Source organism: Blastococcus jejuensis (assembly GCF_039534705.1).
Classification (GTDB): Bacteria; Actinomycetota; Actinomycetes; order Mycobacteriales; family Geodermatophilaceae; genus Blastococcus_B; species Blastococcus_B jejuensis.
In genome coordinates, this window is the sequence record NZ_BAAAVV010000003.1 from 53,717 (window position 1) to 72,287 (window position 18,571).

General features: G+C 75.0%; 16 protein-coding genes. 8 read left to right on the forward strand and 8 right to left on the reverse strand.

Translation table 11 applies throughout. From position 1 onward, the window contains the following. The first annotated feature begins 19 nt into the window (after positions 1–19). The 5 genes from selD to ABD644_RS07415 all read left to right on the forward strand — a co-directional run bounded on the left by selD (position 20) and on the right by ABD644_RS07415 (position 4,279). The gene (selD, locus tag ABD644_RS07395) at positions 20–1,027 is read left to right on the forward strand and encodes a selenide, water dikinase SelD (RefSeq protein ID WP_344688096.1); all 1,008 of its coding nucleotides are present in this window, start codon (positions 20–22) and stop codon (positions 1,025–1,027) included. Positions 1,028–1,134: 107 nt separating this feature from the next. After that, positions 1,135–1,515 (forward strand): YciI family protein, encoded by a 381-nt coding sequence (locus tag ABD644_RS07400; protein WP_344688097.1) that lies wholly within the window; start codon positions 1,135–1,137, stop codon positions 1,513–1,515. 7 nt (positions 1,516–1,522) lie between these two features. Beyond that, positions 1,523–2,719 (forward strand): RNA polymerase sigma factor, encoded by a 1,197-nt coding sequence (locus ABD644_RS07405; RefSeq protein ID WP_344688098.1) that lies wholly within the window; start codon positions 1,523–1,525, stop codon positions 2,717–2,719. A 136-nt stretch (positions 2,720–2,855) separates the two neighbouring features. Next, positions 2,856–3,821 (forward strand): zinc-binding dehydrogenase, encoded by a 966-nt coding sequence (locus ABD644_RS07410; RefSeq protein ID WP_344688099.1) that lies wholly within the window; start codon positions 2,856–2,858, stop codon positions 3,819–3,821. Continuing rightward, the gene (locus tag ABD644_RS07415; RefSeq protein WP_344688101.1) at positions 3,818–4,279 is read left to right on the forward strand and encodes a YbaK/EbsC family protein; all 462 of its coding nucleotides are present in this window, start codon (positions 3,818–3,820) and stop codon (positions 4,277–4,279) included. Before ABD644_RS07410 ends, ABD644_RS07415 begins: the two co-directional genes overlap by 4 nt. Positions 4,280–4,322: 43 nt before the next feature. Here ABD644_RS07415 and ABD644_RS07420 read toward each other — a convergent pair whose 3' ends face one another. The 3 genes from ABD644_RS07420 to ABD644_RS07430 form a co-directional block, all read right to left on the reverse strand. Next, a complete protein-coding gene (locus tag ABD644_RS07420; protein ID WP_344688102.1) occupies positions 4,323–5,723 on the reverse strand; it encodes an FAD-binding oxidoreductase in 1,401 nt (466 codons plus the stop codon). 96 nt (positions 5,724–5,819) lie between these two features. Further along, positions 5,820–7,190 carry an FAD-binding oxidoreductase gene (locus tag ABD644_RS07425; protein ID WP_344688104.1) on the reverse strand — a complete coding sequence of 457 codons (1,371 nt, stop codon included), beginning with the start codon at positions 7,188–7,190 and terminating at the stop codon, positions 5,820–5,822. Continuing rightward, complete coding sequence (locus ABD644_RS07430; protein WP_344688105.1) at positions 7,187–10,789, reverse strand: ATP-binding protein; 3,603 nt, start codon at positions 10,787–10,789, stop codon at positions 7,187–7,189. Before ABD644_RS07430 ends, ABD644_RS07425 begins: the two co-directional genes overlap by 4 nt. 109 nt (positions 10,790–10,898) lie before the next feature. Between ABD644_RS07430 and ABD644_RS07435 the strand changes: the two genes are divergently transcribed. Continuing rightward, complete coding sequence (locus ABD644_RS07435) at positions 10,899–11,132, forward strand: helix-turn-helix domain-containing protein (protein ID WP_344688106.1); 234 nt, start codon at positions 10,899–10,901, stop codon at positions 11,130–11,132. A 4-nt stretch (positions 11,133–11,136) separates the two neighbouring features. Next, positions 11,137–11,667, forward strand: coding sequence for a Clp protease N-terminal domain-containing protein (locus ABD644_RS07440; protein ID WP_344688107.1), 531 nt, complete (start codon positions 11,137–11,139; stop codon positions 11,665–11,667). Here ABD644_RS07440 and ABD644_RS07445 read toward each other — a convergent pair. The 4 genes from ABD644_RS07445 to lepA all read right to left on the reverse strand — a co-directional run bounded on the left by ABD644_RS07445 (position 11,636) and on the right by lepA (position 16,656). Then, positions 11,636–13,396: an MFS transporter gene (locus ABD644_RS07445; RefSeq protein ID WP_344688108.1), complete on the reverse strand. Its 1,761-nt coding sequence runs from the start codon at positions 13,394–13,396 to the stop codon at positions 11,636–11,638. The genes ABD644_RS07440 and ABD644_RS07445 overlap by 32 nt on opposite strands. After that, positions 13,365–14,066: an LppX_LprAFG lipoprotein gene (locus ABD644_RS07450; RefSeq protein ID WP_344688109.1), complete on the reverse strand. Its 702-nt coding sequence runs from the start codon at positions 14,064–14,066 to the stop codon at positions 13,365–13,367. The genes ABD644_RS07445 and ABD644_RS07450 overlap by 32 nt, the downstream gene beginning before the upstream one ends. Before the next feature lie 65 nt (positions 14,067–14,131). After that, positions 14,132–14,704 carry an MOSC domain-containing protein gene (locus tag ABD644_RS07455; protein ID WP_344688111.1) on the reverse strand — a complete coding sequence of 191 codons (573 nt, stop codon included), beginning with the start codon at positions 14,702–14,704 and terminating at the stop codon, positions 14,132–14,134. A 107-nt stretch (positions 14,705–14,811) separates the two neighbouring features. Further along, a complete protein-coding gene (gene lepA, locus ABD644_RS07460) occupies positions 14,812–16,656 on the reverse strand; it encodes a translation elongation factor 4 (RefSeq protein ID WP_344688112.1) in 1,845 nt (614 codons plus the stop codon). Between the two features lie 218 nt (positions 16,657–16,874). On the opposite strand from lepA, the gene rpsT reads away from it, so the two are divergent. After that, complete coding sequence (gene rpsT / locus ABD644_RS07465) at positions 16,875–17,135, forward strand: 30S ribosomal protein S20 (RefSeq protein ID WP_344688113.1); 261 nt, start codon at positions 16,875–16,877, stop codon at positions 17,133–17,135. Positions 17,136–17,247: 112 nt separating this feature from the next. Here rpsT and holA read toward each other — a convergent pair whose 3' ends face one another. Then, a complete protein-coding gene (gene holA / locus ABD644_RS07470) occupies positions 17,248–18,258 on the reverse strand; it encodes a DNA polymerase III subunit delta (protein ID WP_344688114.1) in 1,011 nt (336 codons plus the stop codon). Between the last annotated feature and the right edge of the window lie 313 nt (positions 18,259–18,571).

The window sequence follows — 18,571 nt, forward strand, 5'->3', positions numbered from 1 at the left end:
CGCGGCCTACATTCGGCCGGTGACCAGCGCACCGACGACGATCCGCCTCACGCAGTACGCCCACGGCGGCGGCTGCGCGTGCAAGATCCCGCCCGGCGAGCTCGAGGCCGTCGTCGCGGGGCTGACGGCCACCGGACCGGTCGCACCCGCCGCCGAGCTGGTCGTCGGACTCGACGACGGCGACGACGCGGCCGTGGTCCGCACCGCGGGCGGTCAGGGGCTGGTGCTGACGACGGACTTCTTCACCCCCGTCGTCGACGACGCGTACACGTTCGGCCGGATCGCCGCGGCCAACGCCCTGTCCGACGTGTACGCGATGGGCGGCACCCCGGTGGTCGCGGTCAACCTGCTCGGCTGGCCGCGGGACGTGCTGCCCGCCGAGCTCGCGGCCGAGGTGCTGCGTGGCGGCCTCGAGGTGGCCCACGCCGCGGGCTGCCACGTCGGCGGCGGGCACTCGATCGACGACCCGGAGCCCAAGTACGGCATGGCGGTGACCGGCGTCGTCGACGTCGACCGGATCATCCGCAACGACGCCGCCGTCGCGGGCACCGCCCTGTCGCTGACCAAGCCGCTGGGCGTCGGCGTGCTCAACAGCCGCCACAAGAACACCGGCGAGGTCTCCGAGGAGGCAGTCGCCTCGATGACCGCGCTCAACCGGGACGCCGGCCGGGCCGCCCTGGCTGCGGGGATCAGGGCCGGCACCGACGTGACCGGGTTCGGGCTGCTCGGCCACCTCTACAAGATGGCGCGGGCAAGCGGCGTGACCGCGGTCGTCGACGCCGCCGCCGTCCCCTATCTGACCGGTGCCCGGCAGGCGCTGGCCGACGGCTTCGTCTCCGGCGGCACCCGGCGCAACCTCGACTGGGTGCGCCCGCACACCGACCTGTCGGCGGTGGGCGAGGACGAGGCGCTGCTGCTCGCCGACGCCCAGACCTCCGGCGGGCTGCTGCTGGGCGGGGAGATCCCGGGCGCCCCGGTGATCGGCGAGTTCGTGCCGCGGGGCGAGCACGTCGTCGTCATCCGGTAGCGGACGACGAAATTCCCGCACCGCCGCTGTCCTTTTCCCGCCGACGACCGCGTCGGGCAGGTAGGACGGACCGACCGGTACGTCCCTCTCCGACCCGGGAGGTCCCCATGCAGTACCTGATGTTGCTCTCGCACTCCCCCGACGCCTGGGACGACCCCGAGGCTGCCCAGCTCGAGGAGTGGGGTGCCTACACGCAGGCCCTGGTCGAGGCCGGGATCATGGTCAGCGGCGCCGGGCTGCAGGGCATCGAGACCGCCACGACGGTGCAGATGCGCGGTGGCGAGCGGCTGCTGACCGACGGCCCGTTCGCCGACACCAAGGAGCACCTCATCGGCTTCTACGTGATCGACGTGCCCGACCTCGACACGGCCCTGGAGTGGGCGGCCAAGGTGCCCAACGTGCGCACCGGCAGCGTGGAGGTCCGGCCGGTCCAGCCCGGCGCCGAGGCCGCCCGCGCCGACGCGGCGGCTGTGGCGACCGCGGGCTGACCTGGTCGTGAGCCCACTGGAGCGGGCGTTCCGCGAGGAGCGCGCGCAGGTGGTAGCCACCCTGGCCCGGCGGCTGGGTGATCTGCAGCTGGCCGAGGACGCCGTCTCCGAGGCGTTCGCGGCGGCTGCGGTCGCCTGGCCGTCGGCCGGCGTCCCCGACCGGCCGGGCGCGTGGCTGACGACGACGGCGTGGCGCAAGGCGCTCGACGTGCTCCGCCGCGACCGGTCGGCTCCCGGCACGGTCGAGGCCGTCGTCCCGGCCGCCCCCGAGCCGGGGCTCCACGAGGAGGACGCGGTGCTCCAGCTCGTGCTCACCTGCTGCCACCCCGCCCTGGCGATCGAGGCCCGGGTGGCGCTCACGCTGCGCCACGTGGCCGGGTTGTCGGTCGCCGAGATCGCCGCCGGGTTCCTGGTCCCCGAGGACACCATGGCCAAGCGGCTGGTCCGCGCGCGCACGAAGATCCGGCAGACGGCGATCTCCTTCGAGCTCCCCGACCCGGAGAACCTGGCCGAGCGCCTGTCGAGCGTGCAGGCGGTGCTCTACCTGGTCTTCACCGAGGGGCACCTGGCCAGCGGCGAGGGTCCGGCCGTCCGCACCGACCTGTGCGACGAGGCCATCTGGCTGGCCCGCCAGCTGCACCGGCTGCTGCCCGGCGACACCGAGACGACCGGGCTCCTCGCGCTGATGCTCCTGCAGCACTCCCGGGCCGCCGCCCGGCACGACGACGCCGGGCAGCTCGTCGCCTTCGCCGAGCAGGACCGCGCCCTCTGGGACACAGCAGCCATCGCGGAGGCCCGCGCCCTCCTCGCGACGACGGGCCGCGCGCCGGTCGGCCCGTACCAGGTGCAGGCCGCGATCGCCGCCCTGCACGCGGCGGCGGCCGGCGCCGACGACGTGAACTGGCCCCGCATCGCCGACCTGTACGGGCTGCTCGACCGGCTCGCCCCGTCGCCGGTGGTGACCGTGAACCGGGCCGTCGCGGTCGGGCGCGCCGACGGGCCGCGGGCGGCGCTCGCCCTGCTCGCACCCGTGCTGGCCGACGGCCGGCTGGCCGGCTACGCGCCGCTGCACGCCGCGCACGCGGACCTGCTCGAGCGCGCCGGCGACGAGCGCGGCGCCGTCGCCGCGTGGCGACACGCGGCAGAGCTGGCGCGCAACCCCGCCGAGCAGGCCGCGCTCCGGCGCCGCGCCTCCGCCGGCTGACCGTGATGTCGGGTCGCGGAGCGGGGGCCCGAAGGGTCCCCCGAGGCGGCCCACGTCAGAGCGGCTCAGCCGAAGCCGGGGACGGCACCTGGACGCGGTGTCGCCCGGAGGGCGACCGTGTCATAGCGTCGCGATCATGCTCGCTGCCTTCGTCTCCACGCCCGCCCCGAAGGACCCGCTCTCCGTGCTGGAGGTCGGCGACCGGCCCGAACCGGAGGCGAAGGAGGGCTGGACGACGATCGACGTCAAGGCCGTCTCGCTCAACCACCACGACCTGTTCAGCCTGCGCGGCATCGGCCTGCCCGCGGAGCGGATGCCGATGATCCTCGGCACCGACGCCGCCGGGATCGACGCCGACGGCAACGAGGTCGTCGTCCACGGCGTCATCGCCACGCCAGGGTGGACCGGCGACGAGACCCTCGACCCGAAGCGCTCGCTGCTGTCGGAGGTCCACCAGGGCACGATGGCCGAGCGGGTCGCCGTCCCGACGCGGAACCTCGTGCCGAAGCCGGCCGACCTGTCCTTCGCCGAGGCGGCCTGCCTGCCGACCGCCTGGCTCACCGCCTACCGGATGCTCTTCGTGAAGTCGGGGCTGCGCCCGGGCCAGACGGTGCTGGTGCAGGGTGCGAGCGGCGGCGTCGCGACGGCGCTGATCGTGCTCGGCCGCGCCGCCGGCTACCGGGTCTGGGTGACCGGGCGGAGCGAGGAGAAGCGGGCCGCGGCCCTGGCACTGGGCGCCGACCAGGCCTTCGAGTCCGGCGCCCGGCTGCCCGAGCGGGTCGACGGCGTGATGGAGACAGTCGGCGAGGCGACGTGGTCGCACAGCATCAAGTCGCTCAAGCCCGGCGGGGTGCTGGTGACCTCCGGCGCCACCACGGGCTTCAACCCCGGCGCCGAGCTCAACCGGGTCTTCTTCACCCAGCTCTCGGTGATCGGCTCGACGATGGGGACCAGGCCCGAGCTCGAGTCGCTCATCGAGATGTGCCGGGTGACCGGGATCCGCCCCCAGATCGACGTCGAGCTGCCGCTGGCCGACGCCCGGGAGGGCTTCGAGCGGATGCTGGAAGGCCGGACGAACGGGAAGATCGTGTTCACCGTATGAGCCCGGTCGACCGGGTGGTCGCGGCGCTGCGGGCCGGCGAGGTAGCAGCCGACGTCCGACGGTTCGACGTCCCGGTGCCGACGGCGGCGGTCGCGGCCGACGTGCTCGGCTGCGAGGTCGGTGCGATCGCCAACAGCCTCGTGTTCGAGGCCGACGGCGACCCGGTGCTCGTCCTCGCCAGCGGGGCGCACCGGGTGGACACCGGGAAGGTCGCCGCGCTGCTGGGCGTGCAGCGGGTGCGGCGGGCGAGCGCCGAGGTCGTGCTCGCCGCGACCGGGCAGGAGGTCGGCGGCGTGGCACCGGTCGGCCACCCCGCGCCCCTGCGCACCGTCGTCGACGTCGACCTGGCCGCCCATGCCCTGTTGTGGGCCGGCGGCGGCGACCACCACACCATGTTCTCGGCCACCTACGAGGATCTCCTCCGGGTGACCGGCGGTGTGCCGGCGGCCATCGCCTGACACACCGCCTGACACACCGCCCGAGCCCGTCACGGCTGCGGCCTCAGCGGACCAGTTCGCGGGTGTAGCGGCCGATGTTCAGCACGCCGTCGGGGTCGTACCGGCGGTTGATCTCGGCGAACCGCTGCAGGGTCGCCTCGTCGTAGGCCCGCCGTGCCGACCGCGCGTCGTGGGCCGGCCCGAAGTTCGGCCACACGCGGCCGTTGTCCCAGTCGGCCATCGCCGCGAACACCAGGTCGGCGTGCGGGGCGGACCGCGGGTCGGGCGCCATGCCCACGACCAGCAGGCTGAACTTCGCGTCCCGGTGGTCGAAGGCGTTGGGGTGCTCGGGCTCCCGCGCGTACGCCCCGCCCAGCTGCCGCACCTCGATCATCACCTGCGGCGAGCCGGAGCCGTAGCCGGCCACGGCCAGCAGCATCTCGGCCGCCTCGGCCGGGAAGTCCGAGAGCAGGATGGCCGGGTCGATGACCGGCATCGGGTCGACGGGGTCGGCGTGCACCGAGTCGACCGCGGTGTAGGGCTTGAGCGCGGCGTCGTCGAGGATGACGGGGGCCACGGCGCGGAGCTCGTTGAGCAGCCGCGCCCCCTCCTCCGGCTCCCCGGTCCACAGGAACCGGACGCCGAGGGTCATCTTCCCGGCCAGGGGCGGCGGGATCTCGGGCAGCGGCGGCAGCTGGAACAGCACGAACGACGTCGTCGCCTGCTCCGGCAGCGCCTCCGACCAGTCGCGCCAGCGGTCGATGACCCGCGCGGCGTCGACGCCGTCGAAGTAGATGGCCCCGCCGTAGAAGCTCGGCTGGTGGATCAGGTCGAACTCGACCGCGGTCACGATGCCGACGTTGCCCTTGCCGCCCCGCAGGGCGAAGAACAGGTCGGGGTGCTCGGTCGGGGTCGCGCGGCGGAGCATGCCGTCGCCGGTGACGACGTCGAAGGCGCGGACCCGGTCGGCGGCGATCCCGTAGGTGCGGGCCATCGGGCCGACCCCGCCGCCGGTGGTGTACCCGACGATGCCGACGTCGCTGGACGAGCCGTTGAGCGGGGCCAGCCCGTACGGGGCGGCCGCCTCGATGACCGGCAGCCACTTCGCGCCGGCACCGACGCGGGCCCAGCCCTCGGGGTGCACGGTGACCTCGTCGAGGGCTTTGGTGGCCACCAGCAGGTGACCGGCGATGCCCGGGATGGCGCCGTGGCCGGTGGCCTGGACGCCGGTGGTCAGCCCGTGGGCCCGGGCGAAGCGCACCGCCTCGACGACGTCGTCGGCGGTGCGGGCGTCGACGACGGCCGCCGGCCGCACCGGGACGGCGAGGTTCCACGGCGAGACCAGCTCGTCGTAGCGGGGGTCGTCGGGGGTGTGAACCGCACCGGTCAGCCGGGCGCCCAGCGGTTCGAACGAGATCTCCGGGATCGCGGTCTCGGTGACGGTGGTGTGCGTGGTGAGTGACACTGTTCCCTCCAGGTCCGGGTGACGTCCGGAGTGACGTCGAGGGAACGGTGGGCCGCCGACCTTGACGGCGGGTTGCGTCGGCCTTGAGGGCGGGCCTCAAGCGTGCGGCGCGACGAACAGCCCGGCCGGGTCGACGCTGCGGCGGATGGCCGACAGCCGGGCGTGCACGCCGGGCGGGAAGACCTTCCGGGTGTCGGTGCGGTCGTCGAGCATCGGCAGGTACTGGCGACCGGTGGCCCACGGCTCCAGGGCGCTCAGGTAGCGCGCGGCGTCGGCCCGCACGTCGGCGGTGTCCGCGCCCAGGCCGAGCCCCAGGGCGAGGAACTGCCCGTCCAGCGCGGCGAGCGCGCCACCGGCCGGGTCGGGGCGGGCCAGCGCGCCGCCGAGCTGCCGCAGCTCGGCCACCGCGAGCCGGGTGCCGGACCGTGGCCCGGCGGCCTCGATGACGGCCGCGACGGCGGCGTCGGGCAGGGCCGCGACGAGGGTGCTGCTCGCGTAGGCGGGCATGGGCCCCTCCGGCTCGAGGTGCAGCCGCACGAGCGTGTCCGCGGGGACGCGGGCGACGGAGTCGAACTCGGGACGCAGCGCGCGCAGGGGCGCCAGCACCTCCGCGGCGAAGGCGTCGTCCCCGAGGACGGCGCCGTCGACCATGGCCAGCCGCCGGCCGTGCAGCTCGAGGGGCACGGGCTCGGCGGCGGGAACGTCGACCAACCGGAACGCGGTCGTCACCTCGTCCGGGGCGTCGGCGCACCAGGCGACCCAGGCCGGCAGCACCTGCTCGACCAGCGTCCAGTCCCAGGCCAGGTAGCCGGCCACCACCGTGTCGAGCGGGAACAGCGCGAACTCCAGCGCGGTGACCACGCCGAGCGGCGCGGCTCCGCCGCGCAGCGCCCAGAACAGCTCCGCGTCGTGCTCGGCGGTGGCGCGGACGAACGTGCCGTCGGCGAGCACGAGCTCGACCGCGGTGACGGCGTTGCACTGCAGGCCCAGCCGCCGCGCGTACCAGCCGATCCCGCCGCCGAGGGAGTACCCGACCACGCCGACGTCGGGCGACGAGGGGTGCAGCGCCGCGAGCCCGTGCCGGCCGGCGGCCAGGGCGAGGTCGCCCCACAGCACCCCCGCCCCGGCCCGGACCGTCCGACGCTCGGGATCGACGCGGAGCTCGGTCATCGCCGCCGTTCGCAGCAGCACGGCGTCGGCCAGGCGGCCCTGCAGCGGCGGGGCGCCGTGCCCGGTCCCCTGGACGGCGACCGCCAGGCCCTCCGCGGTGGCGGTGCGCAGCACGTCGGCGACCTCGTCGGGGAAGGCCGGGTAGACCACGGCCGCGGGGTGCTCGGTGGACGCGAGGTTCCACGGCGACCGTGCCAGGTCGTAGGCCGGGTCACCGGGCAGGTGCACCGAGCCGCCGCACAGCCCGCGCAGGCTCTCGGCCCGGGAGCGCGCCGTCGGCATCCGCTGCTGCGTCACGGGGCTCCTCTCACCGGGACCGAAGCCTGCGCCCGGGAACTTGAGACGGACTTGAGACGGTCGTCGGACGCCTTCTCCTCCAGGACGGCCTGCACGGTGCCCGGCGTCATGAACAGCCGCTGCGCCACCTCCCGGACCCCGAGGCCGGCCGCGCTGAGCTCCAGCACCTGCCGTTCGGTGCTCGACAGCCGGCCGTCGCCCTCGGCGTGCGCGTCGACCGGGAGCCCCCGCGCACGCAGCGCCGCGCAGGCGCGCTGCTCGATCCCCTCGGCTCCCAGCCGGTGCGCCTCGTCGGCGGCCGCGCGCAGCAGCGGGACCGCCTCGGCGTCGGGCACCCCGGGTGCACTGCCCAGGGTGAGCCGGGCGCGGGCCCGCTCGACGCCGGCGTCCGTCGGACCGAGCAGGGCGACCGCCTCGCGCAGGTGCTCGACCCCGCCCGCGCGCCGTAGCCGGCCGAGCAGGCGCAGCGAGGACCCCAGATAGCTCGGGGCTCCCCACCGGCGCAGCAGCGCCACCTCGTCCTCGACCAGCTCGGTCGCCTCCCCCGTGCGGCCCAGGCCGGCCAGCGCCCCGGCTGTGATCCGCCGCCACGGGTGCCAGACGGGGTTGTCGACGGCGACCGGCGTCGGGACGTCGTCGAGCAGGGACAGGGCGTCGGCGAACCGGTGCTCGGCCACGAGCAGGCTGGCGATGCCCTCGTGGAGCAGCCGTCCACCCTCGCCCGCGGCCGGGCCGGCGAGCGCGGCGTCCGCGACCCGGCGGGCGGCCGCGACGTCGCCCCGGTCGAGGTGGCAGCCGATCTGGAACGCGCGCGAGTAGGGCTCGCCGATGCCGGTGCCGCCCCACATCCGGTCCTGCTCCAGGCCGAGCTCCAGGCGGGCGAGCGCCTCGTGCAGCTCCCCGCGCCGCCAGCGCCAGAACCCCTCCCACACGCTCGTGGACAGCGCGGCGAACAGCGACCCCCGCCGGTGGGCCTCGGTCCGGGCGCGCAGCCAGAAGTCGCCCAGGTCGTCGTCGGCGAGCATGCGCACGTTGGCGGCGACGACCCACAGCAGCCCGTGGTCGACCGCCATGAGGCGGTCGCCCTCGTGGGCGAACCGGGCCAGCGCGACCGCGCGCTCCCGGGAGGTCCCCGCGATCGTCTGCTCCCAGGCGAGGGTGGCCGCCAGCATCTGGGCGCCCTGCCCCTCGCCGGCGGGCTGCGGCGGGTCGGCCGTGCGCCAGACCTGCGGGTCCAGCCCGTGCATGTAGCCGGCGATCCGCTCCAGCGCCAGCAGCGCCTGCCGGTGGTCACCCAGGTCCTCGGGGACGACGAGCCGCGCCTCCCGGGCGAACGCCGTCGCGATGCCCGGCGGGCTGGCGAACACGTGCGTGCGGGCGATGGCGATCGCGAGGTCCGCCCGGATGCGCGGGTCGTCGTGCAGCCCGTAGGCCTGCAGGAGGTGGCGCGGCCCGGTGGCCCCGTCGAGCAGGGATTCCACCATGCCCAGCTCGACCAGCACGTCCCGCCGGACCGTGCCCGCCGGCGGCTCGGCCAGCGCCCGGCGCAGGTAGGTGACGGCGCTCTCGGAGGCGCCCCGGTCGGCAGCGGTCCGTGCCGCGCCGCGCAGCGCGGCGACCGTGGCGTCGTCCCCCCGCGGCGGGGCAAGGAGAAGGTGGGCGGCCACCTGCTCCTCGCTCGCGCCGGACCGCCGCAGGACGTCGGCGGCCCGCTCGTGCCGCAGCTCGCGCTCGGCGGCCGGGAGGTCGCGGTAGACGGCCTCCCGGACCAGCGGATGGACGAAGACCAGCGGCTGCTCGTCGCGGACGATCTCGGCGCGGGCCAGTGCGGCCAGCGCGGCCGCGGTGTCGCGCTCGGGCAGCTCGGCCAGGGCCGCGACCGCGGGCAGCAGGGCACCGTCACCCAGCACCGCGGCGGCGCGGGCGACGGCGGTGATCCGCTCCCCCAGCCGCCGCAGCCGGACGAGCACCATGCTGGAGACCGCGCGCGAGCCGACGGCCACCACCGCGTCGGCGTGCGCCGCGTCGGGCCGGACGCCGTCGGACTCCAGCGCCCGGATCAGCTGGCGCAGCAGCAGCGGGTTGCCGGCGGTCGTGCGGTGGCAGGCCGACGTGAACAGCGGCGACACCGGTTCGCCGAGGCGCTGCCCGACGATGCCGGCGATCGCGTCGCGCGACAGCGGCTCGGGCCGGAGGACCACCGCCGCCGGGTCGAGCTGCAGTTCGGCGACGAGTTCCTCCTCGTCGTGTTGCTCGCCCGAGCGCAGCGTGCCCGCGACGAGGACGGGCACGGCCTCGAGCCGGCGCACCAGGTACGCCAGCCAGCGCAGTGACGCGCTGTCGCACCACTGGACGTCGTCGACGGCCAGCAGCACCGGCCCGGCCGCGCTGAGGTTGACCACCAGCCAGTACAGCCCGTGCAGGACGGCGAAGGACCCCTCGCCGGCGTCGGCGGTCGCCAGGTCGAAGACGCCCCGCGCCCCGCTGGCCGCGCCCGACAGCAGGTCCTCGCGCCGGTCGGCGGTCAGCTCGGGCTCGAGCAGCTGCCGGGCCACGCCGAAGCCGAACGCCGCCTCCAGCTGGCTGCCCCGGGCGCTCAGCACGCGGACCGACCGCTCCCCGGCCAGCCGGCGGGCCTCGGTCAGCAGCCGGGTCTTGCCGATGCCGGCCGGACCCTCGATGAGCAGCAGGCGCGGCTGTCCCGCCTCGAGGGCGTCGAGGGCCTCGCGCACGGCCGCCAGCTCCCGGTCGCGGTCCACCAGGTCCTCCGGCGCCCGGGGAGCGGCCGGGGTCGTGGCCGGCGTCGTGGGCGCCCGGGGCCGGGGCACGTGCAGCGCCGGCGACTGGTCGAGCACCTGGCTCTCGAGGTCGCGGAGCGCCGGGCCGGGATCCACGCCGAGCTCGTCGGCGAGGACGGCGCGCGCCCGGCGGAGCGCGCCGAGCGCGTCGGCCTGCCGCTGGGCCCGGTATAGGGCGAGTGCGAGCAGGCGCCACCGCTCCTCGCGCAGCGGCTCCTCGGCGACCATCGCCTCCAGGTCGGGCACGAGCATCGCGGCCTCGCCGAGCTCCAGCCGGGCCGCCAGGAGCCGCTCGCGGGCGACCGTCCGCAGCTCGGCCAGCCGGCCGATCTCGGCCTCGGCCCACGGCTCGTCGGCGTAGTCGGCCAGCGCCGGGCCGCGCCAGAGCCCGATCGCCTCCGCGAGCAGCTGCGCGATCCGCGCGGGATCGGCCTCGGTGGACGCCTCCTGGAGCAGCTGCTCGAACCGCCAGGCGTCGACGGCGTCCCGGGGCAGCCGCACGGCGTAGCCGCGCCCCTCGCTGACGATGACCGCGGACCGGGTGCGGGCCGCACTGCCCGGCTGCAGGCGCCGACGCAGGTGGGAGACGTACGCCTGGAGCGCGCCGGCCGTGTCGGCCGGGGCGGGGCCGGGCCAGACCGACTCGGCCAGGCGCTCGGCGGGGACGATCTCGCCCTTGGCCAGCAGCAGGACGGCGAGGACGGCGCGCTGCCGGGGGCCGCCGAGGTCCAGCGGCACGCCGTCGGAGGACGCCGTGAGCTGCCCCAGCAGGTTGATCCGCAGCCGCGAGGTGCCGTCCACCGCCCCTCCCTCCGCGGGAAAGGTAGACGAGGAGACCGCCGCGTGGCTCCCCCGTCGTCCTGTCAATCAGGGTTGACACAGCCAGGCATGGCAACTTAGGTTGACAGCCATGGCGGATACGACGCAGGTGGCCTCGGCCGCCAGCAGCAAGGACCCGACCGTCGGGCTCCGGGCCGTCCGGTCGCTGCGCGTCCTGGTCGAGCGGCTCGAGGCCCTCCAGGTCCAGAACGCCCGCGACCACGGCTGGACCTGGGAGCAGATCGCCCAGCTGCTGGGCGTGACCCGGCAGGCGGTGCACAAGAAGTACGCGAGTGGCCGAGGGCCGCTCCGGCGGAGGGACTGAGGACATGTTCGAGCGCTTCACCCGGGACGCCCGGGAGGTCGTCGTCGGCGCCCAGCAGGAGGCGACCCGGCTGCACTCCGGCCGGATCGGCACGGAGCACCTGCTGCTCGCACTGCTGGACCGGCCGGGCAGCCCCACGTCCGCGGTCCTGGCCCGGTTCGGGCTGACCCACGACGCGGTGACGCGCTCGCTCGTCGGTTCCGCCGGCAGCAGCGACCTCGACGCCGACGCGCTCACGACGCTGGGCATCGACCTGGACGCCGTCCGCACCTCGGTCGAGGCCGCGTTCGGGTCCGGCGCCCTCGACGGACCCCGGCGCGAGCCCGGCCGGCACATCCCGTTCAGCCCGCGGGCGAAGAAGGTGCTCCAGCTCGCGCTGCGCGAGGCGATCGTCCTCGACCAGAAGTCGATCAGCGACGGGCACATCGCCCTCGGCCTGCTCCGCGAGGGGCAGGGGCTGGCGATGAAGGTCCTCGCCGACCTCGGGGTCGACGTCGGGGCGCTCAGGCGGGACGTGCAGGCCGCGCTGTCCTGACCTCGCGCAGCAGCAGGAGGGCAGCGAGCGCCGCCATACCCGCCGCGATCGCCGCCCCGGCGAACACGGTGTGCAGCTGGGTGAGGATCGCGGCGTCGACGAGCGCGTCGTAGGCGGGGCAGTCGCCCGGGGCCTGCGGGCACAGCTCGAACGGCGACTCGAGGGAGTCGACCTCCGCGTTGAACCGGCGCAGCGCGACCGCGGTCAGCAGCGACAGCCCGGTCAGCATGCCGACGGTCCGGGCGACGACGGCCAGCGCGCTGACGGTGCCGTGCACGTCCGAGCCGGTGACCGCGAGCAGGACCGCGTTGACCGGCGCGATCGCGAGGCCGAAGCCGAGCCCGGCGAGCAGCAGGACGACGACCGACCACCCGCCGTCCAGCGACCGCTCGTCCCACCTGGTCATCGCGACGAACGCAGCGCAGGCCAGCGCCATGCCCCCGGAGGCGACCAGTCGCGGGGCGACGGTGCGGCACAGCCAGCCGCCCGCGACCGCGCCGACCGGGACCGCGACGAGCAGCCGCAGCAGCACGAGGGCGGCGCCGAACTGGTCGCCGGGCGTGGTCGTGTTGCGGGCGAACAGCGGGATGTTCACCAGCGCCGCGACGAGGGCGACCCCGACCAGCAGGTTGACCAGCATCGCCCCCCACGCGCCGCTCGGCCGCAGCACCCGGAGCGGCAGCACCGGGTCGGGGGTGCGCCGCTCGTGCCACACGAAGGCCACGGCCGCGGCGAGCGCCAGCGGCAGGAGGACGGGCCCGTAGGCCACGATCTGGCTCGCCGGGTCGGCGGCGGCGAACGCCCACACGAGGCTGCCCAGGGCGAGCACCACCAGCGCCGACCCGAGCACGTCGACCTCGGAGACCAGCCGGCGCACCCCGCGCAGCGGCAGCACCGCCCCCGTCGGCACGGCGAGGCTGCGGGCGACCAGCCCGGCGCCGGCGAGGACGGTCACCACCAGCAGCGGCGTCGTGGCCGCGACCGCGTCGAGGAGCGGGACGTAGAGCAGGCCGAGGGTGACGTCCTCGGCGAGCGCGGCCGGCGCGGCGAGCTGGAGGCCGAACGCGACCACGGCGAGCAGGGCCAGGCCGAGGCCGAGCGGATCCGGCCGCCGTCCGCGGGCCGAGACCCACACGCCGGCCGCCAGGCCGAGCCCGAGCAGCAGGTTGAGCCAGAAGATGGCCCGCCAGTCGGCGAAGGCCAGGACGGCGGCACCGGCGAGCGGCCCCAGCACGGCCCCGGCCTCCTGGACGGCGCCGACCACGCCCAGCGGGAGCGCCCGCCGCTCGGGAGGCCAGCGGTCGGCGACCAGGGCCAGCGTCGCCGGGACCAGCCCGCCCGCGCCGATGCCCTGCAGCCCGCGACCGGCGACGGCGGGGCCGAGGGTCACCGCCGTCGCCGTCAGCAGCGACCCGAACGCGAACAGCAGGAGGCACCCGATCAGCACGGGGGTGCGGCCGCGCAGGTCGGCCAGCCGGCCGAGCAGCGGCAGGGTCGCGGTGTAGCCGAGAAGGAAGCCGCCGATGATCGGCGTGGCCCGCTGCAGCTCGTCGAGGCTGACGCCGACACCGGTGAGGATGTCGGGCAGCGCGAGGACGACGACGTAGGTGTCCGCCGCGGTGACGAGGACGGCCAGGGTGGCGACGACGACGGCGGCGAGCCCCGGCAGCGCGCGGTCGCCGGGCTCGACCCCCGCGTCAGCCGGTGGGCGGCGCGCTGATCTCGACATCGGCCCCGAAGTCGCTGAGGTCGAGGGTGAAGGTGGCGTCCTCGTCAGCGGCGAAGAACGGCCCGGTCAGCTCCGCCCGGCGCAGCTCACCGCTGTCCGACGCGATCGAGAAGCGCGCCTGCACCGACTGGCTCGGGTCGGCGCTGGTGAGGATCTGCTCGACGAGGTCGCCCGGCAGCTCGGCGGTGACCTCGCGGACGACCTCGCCGTCGACCCGCCGCTCCTCCCCCAGCTCGGCGGACTCCGCCTCGGCCAGCAGCTGGGAGATGCCGGTGTCGGGATCGAGCAGGGCACCGGGATCACCGAAGCCGAACTGGGCGGGGTCGACCACGCTGAAGCTGCTCGTGAAGGGCAGCTGGGCGTAGACGGTCCCGTCGACCGACACGACGTCCAGATCGACCGTCGACCCCAGCGCCACGACCTTCAGCGTCCCCTCGAACGACGACGGCCGCGCGATGTCCCCCTCGCCGCCGACCAGCGCGGTGCCGGTCGTGGGCGCGTTCTCGCTGTCGAGCACGAAGTGGGCGCTGCTCGCGTCGTCCAGCGCCGTCTTCGCGCGGGCCAGCAGGTCGGCGGCCGACTCCTCCGGGTCGCCGCCCCCGCACCCGGCCAGGACGGCGGCCGCGAGCGCCGTCGTCACCAGGAACGCCGCTCGGCGTCTCGGCGACATGCCACCTCCCGTCCGGCCGGGACTCCTCCCGGCACACCGCGGCGGACAGTAGCGCGCCGCCGCGGTCAGGCGAGGACGCCGGTCCGTGCGGCGAGCCCCGCCTCGACCTTCGCGCGGAGCCTCGTGCGGTCGCGCTCCGGCAGGTGGTCGAGGACGGGGGCGAGCTCGGCCAGCCGGTGCTTCTGGGTGGTGTAGATGCGGAAGGCCACGCCGGTGGTCACCTCGTGCGCGGGGCGGTGCACGACGTCGACGGCGTCGCCGGCTCCGATCTCGCCGGTCTCCAGCACCCGCAGGTAGGCGCCGGTCGCCCCGTGCGCGGTGAACCGCTTCACCAGCTGCGGCTCGTCCCAGAACCGGGCGAAGTTGGCGCACGGGACGCGCGGGGCGCTCACCTCGAGCAGCGTCGTCCCGACCCGCCAGCGCTCGCCGATCAGCGCGCCGGTGAGGTCCAGCCCGCTGACCCGCAGGTTCTCGCCGAACCGGCCGGGCGGCAGCTCCCGGCCGAGCTCGGCGATCCAGAAGTCGGCGTCGGCCTGCGCGTAGGCGTACAGCGCCTGGCCGTCGCCGCCGTGGTACTTGCGGTTGACCTGGACGTCGCCGTCGAGGCCGGCCTCGCCGACGGCGACCCGACCCGTCACGGGCCGCTTGTCGATGCCGGTCCGGACGGGCTGGCGGCCGGGGACCGCCGGCGGGTCCGTGCCCGAGACGCAGACCGCGTCGACGCGGCCGTCAGCGACCGGCCCCGTCACTTCTTGGAGGCGGTGGACTCGTTGGTCGAGAGCGCGGCGACGAAGGCCTCCTGGGGGACCTCGACGCGGCCGACCATCTTCATCCGCTTCTTGCCCTCCTTCTGCCTCTCCAGCAGCTTCCGCTTGCGGGTGATGTCACCGCCGTAGCACTTGGCCAGCACGTCCTTGCGGATGGCGCGGACCGTCTCGCGGGCGATCACCCGTGACCCGACGGCGGCCTGGATGGGCACCTCGAACTGCTGCCGCGGGATGAGCTCGCGCAGCTTGCCGGCCATCAGCACGCCGTAGCTGTAGGCCTTGTCCTTGTGCACGATCGCGCTGAACGCGTCGACCGCCTCGCCCTGCAGCAGGATGTCGACCTTGACCAGCGCCGACTCCTGCTCGCCGGCCTCGGCGTAGTCGAGGCTCGCGTAGCCGCGGGTGCGTGACTTCAGGGCGTCGAAGAAGTCGAAGATGATCTCGCCGAGCGGCAGCGTGTAGCGCAGCTCGACCCGGGACTCCGACAGGTAGTCCATGCCGCCGAGCTGCCCGCGGCGGCCCTGGCAGAGTTCCATGATCACGCCGGTGTAGTCGCTCGGGGCGATGATCGTGGCGTTGACGACCGGCTCGTAGATCGTGCCGATCTTGCCCTCGGGCCAGTCGCTGGGGTTGGTCACGGTGATCTCGGAGCCGTCCTCCATGATCACGCGGTAGACGACGTTGGGCGCGGTGGAGATCAGGCTGATGCCCGCCTCGCGCTCCAGCCGCTCGCGGACGATCTCCAGGTGCAGCAGGCCCAGGAAGCCGACGCGGAAGCCGAAGCCGAGCGCGGCCGAGGTCTCGGGCTCGTAGACCAGGGCGGCGTCGTTGAGCAGCAGCTTGTCGAGGGCCTCGCGCAGCAGCGGGTAGTCGCTGCCGTCGATCGGGTAGAGGCCGGAGTAGACCATCGGCTTGGGGTCGCGGTAGCCGCCGATCGACTCGGTGGCCGGCTTGTGCTGGAGCGTGACCGTGTCGCCGACGCGGGACTGGCGGACGTCCTTCACGCCGGTGATGAAGTACCCCACCTCGCCGACGCCGAGGCTCTCCACCGGCTTGGGTTCGGGCGAGATGACGCCGATCTCGAGCAGCTCGTGCGTGGCGCCGGTCGACATCATCTTGATGCGGTCGCGCGAGGAGATCCGGCCGTCGACGACGCGGACGTAGGTGATGACGCCGCGGTAGATGTCGTAGACCGAGTCGAAGATCATCGCCCGGGCCGGGCCGTCGGCGTTGCCGGTGGGCGGCGGGATCTCCTCGACGATGCGGTCGAGCAGCTCCGGAACGCCCTCGCCGGTCTTGCCGCTGACGCGCAGCACGTCGTCGGGGTCGCAGCCGATGATGTGGGCGATCTCCGCGGCGTACTTCTCGGGCTGCGCGGCCGGCAGGTCGATCTTGTTGAGCACCGGGATGATCGTGAGGTCGTTCTCCAGCGCCAGGTACAGGTTGGCCAACGTCTGGGCCTCGATGCCCTGGGCGGCGTCGACCAGCAGGACCGCGCCCTCGCACGCGGCCAGCGACCGCGACACCTCGTAGGTGAAGTCGACGTGGCCCGGGGTGTCGATCATGTCGAGGACGAAGTCGCCGCCGGCGTGCTCGCCGCTGCGCGCCGTCCACGGCAGCCGGACGTTCTGCGCCTTGATGGTGATGCCGCGCTCGCGCTCGATGTCCATCCGGTCGAGGTACTGGGCGCGCATCTGGCGTCCCTCGACGATCCCGGTGACCTCGAGCATGCGATCGGCCAGCGTCGACTTGCCATGGTCGATGTGGGCGATGATGCAGAAGTTCCGGATGATGGCCGGATCGGTGGCAGCAGGTGTCGTCACAGTGCACCCATCGTCCCATGCCCGCCGACGGAGCCGGGTGACCGAGGTTGCACGGGTGTGGCCGGGACCGCAGGACGCGAGAGGCACCGCGGGTTGGGGTCCGGGATCCGACGCTGGTATCTTTGCAGGCCGGTCCTGTGGCGCGTGCCGCCCGGACGCAGATCTTGAAGCACGACTGTCAGAAGTACTCCCTCCTGTCGAGACACCGAGGCTCACGCGTGGCGAACATCAAGTCCCAGATCAAGCGGATCAAGACCAACGAGCGGGCGCGTCAGCGCAACGTCGCGGTCAAGTCCGCCCTGAAGACGGCCGTCCGGCGCGTCCGCACCGCTGCGACCGCTGGGGACGCCGAGGCGGCCGCGGCCGCTCTCAAGACCGCCAGCAAGGCGCTCGACAAGGCCGCCAGCAAGGGCGTCATCCACAAGAACCAGGCCGCCAACCGCAAGTCGGGTCTGGCCAAGCAGGTCGCCGGCCTCTGAGCCGGCGTGCCACGCCCTCGGCGGCGTGGTCGCGACGAAGCCCCCTTCCCTGCCGGGACGGGGGCTTCGTCGTGCGTGGGGGCGTGCTGCGGGGCCGTGAGCGCGACGCCGGTCAGCGACCGTTGGCGCGCGCCCGGCCACCCCGGCCCGTCTCGGACCGGATGGTGACGATCCGGCGGATGGCGCGCTCCAGGGCGTAGTCGGCGCTCGCGGCGGCGCCCTTCACGTCGGCGTTGAGCTCGGCGGCCACCCCGATCGCCTGCTGCAGCCCGTCGATGCTCCAGCCCCGGGCCTGCGCCTGGGCCTTCTTCACCTTCCACGGCGGCAGCTTGAGCACCCGGGCCAGCTCGCCGGGGTTGGTGGTGCTCAGCGAGGACACCCGGGCGGCCGTGCGGACGCCGTCGGCGATGGCGTCGGCGATCAGGACGTGCGCCACCCCCCGGTCCAGCGCCCACCGCAGCATCTCGATCGACCCGGCCCGGTCGCCGACGAGGACGCGCTCGGCGACCGTGAAACCGCTGACCTCGGCCTGCCCGTGGTGGAACCGCGCCACCGCGTCGGCGTCGATGGTGCCGCCGAAGTCGGACACCAGCTGGCTCGCGGCCGCCGAGAGCTGGCGCAGGTCGGCTCCGATCGCCTCGACGAGAGCGGTCACCGCGTCGGGCGTGATGCGGCCGCCGGCGGTGCGGACCTCGTTGCGGACGAACGCGATGCGGTCGCCCACCGAGGTGACCTTCGGGCACTCGTCGAGCGCGGCACCGGCGGTGCGGAAGGCCTTCACCAGCGCCTCGTTGCGCTTGCCGCCGAAATGGACGATCACCAGCGTGAGGTCGGGGTCGGGCGCCTTGGCGTACCCGACCAGCGCGTCGGCGAGAGCGCCGGCGCACTCCTGGACGCCGGTGACGACGACGAGCCGGTGGCCGCCGAACAGCGAGGGAGCGAGCACCTCGGCGAGCTGACCGACCGGCAGGCCGGCCGCGGCCAGCTCGTGGATCTCCGCCTCGGGGTGGCGGCCGAGGACGGCGGAGCGGACCGCGGCGACGGCGCGGGACCGCAGCAACTCCTCCTCGCCCATCACGACCCGCAGGCGCGAGGTGGGCTCGACCGGTTGGGCTGCTGGCACCCCCGCATGGTGTCACGCGGGTGCGACGTCTCCGCCGCTCGCGGGCCGGTGGGCTGGGGACATGCGGAGGCGGTGCCGGGAGGGACGACTGCCCCGGATCCGGGACCGGCAGGGCAGGAGGTCCGGCCGCCGCGCCTCCGGCTGCACCCCGGGCGGCCACGCCCCAGGAGTCCCCGGAGCCGACCACGGCCAGATCGCCCTCCCGGTCGGTGCGGTGGACCTGCATCCCTGCCTGCCCGAGCCAGCGCAGCGTCCGGGCCGCCGGGTGGCCGTAGGTGTTGTCGGCACCCACCGAGACCAGCGCGACCCGGGC

Coding starts and splice junctions, on each gene's coding strand:
- ABD644_RS07400 (WP_344688097.1), top strand. CDS start 1,135: ATGCAGTACCTGATGTTGCTCTCGCACTCCCCCGACGCCTGGGACGAC.
- ABD644_RS07410 (WP_344688099.1), top strand. CDS start 2,856: ATGCTCGCTGCCTTCGTCTCCACGCCCGCCCCGAAGGACCCGCTCTCC.
- ABD644_RS07415 (WP_344688101.1), top strand. CDS start 3,818: ATGAGCCCGGTCGACCGGGTGGTCGCGGCGCTGCGGGCCGGCGAGGTA.
- ABD644_RS07435 (WP_344688106.1), top strand. CDS start 10,899: ATGGCGGATACGACGCAGGTGGCCTCGGCCGCCAGCAGCAAGGACCCG.
- ABD644_RS07440 (WP_344688107.1), top strand. CDS start 11,137: ATGTTCGAGCGCTTCACCCGGGACGCCCGGGAGGTCGTCGTCGGCGCC.
- ABD644_RS07445 (WP_344688108.1), bottom strand. CDS start 13,396: ATGTCGAGATCAGCGCGCCGCCCACCGGCTGACGCGGGGGTCGAGCCC.
- ABD644_RS07450 (WP_344688109.1), bottom strand. CDS start 14,066: ATGTCGCCGAGACGCCGAGCGGCGTTCCTGGTGACGACGGCGCTCGCG.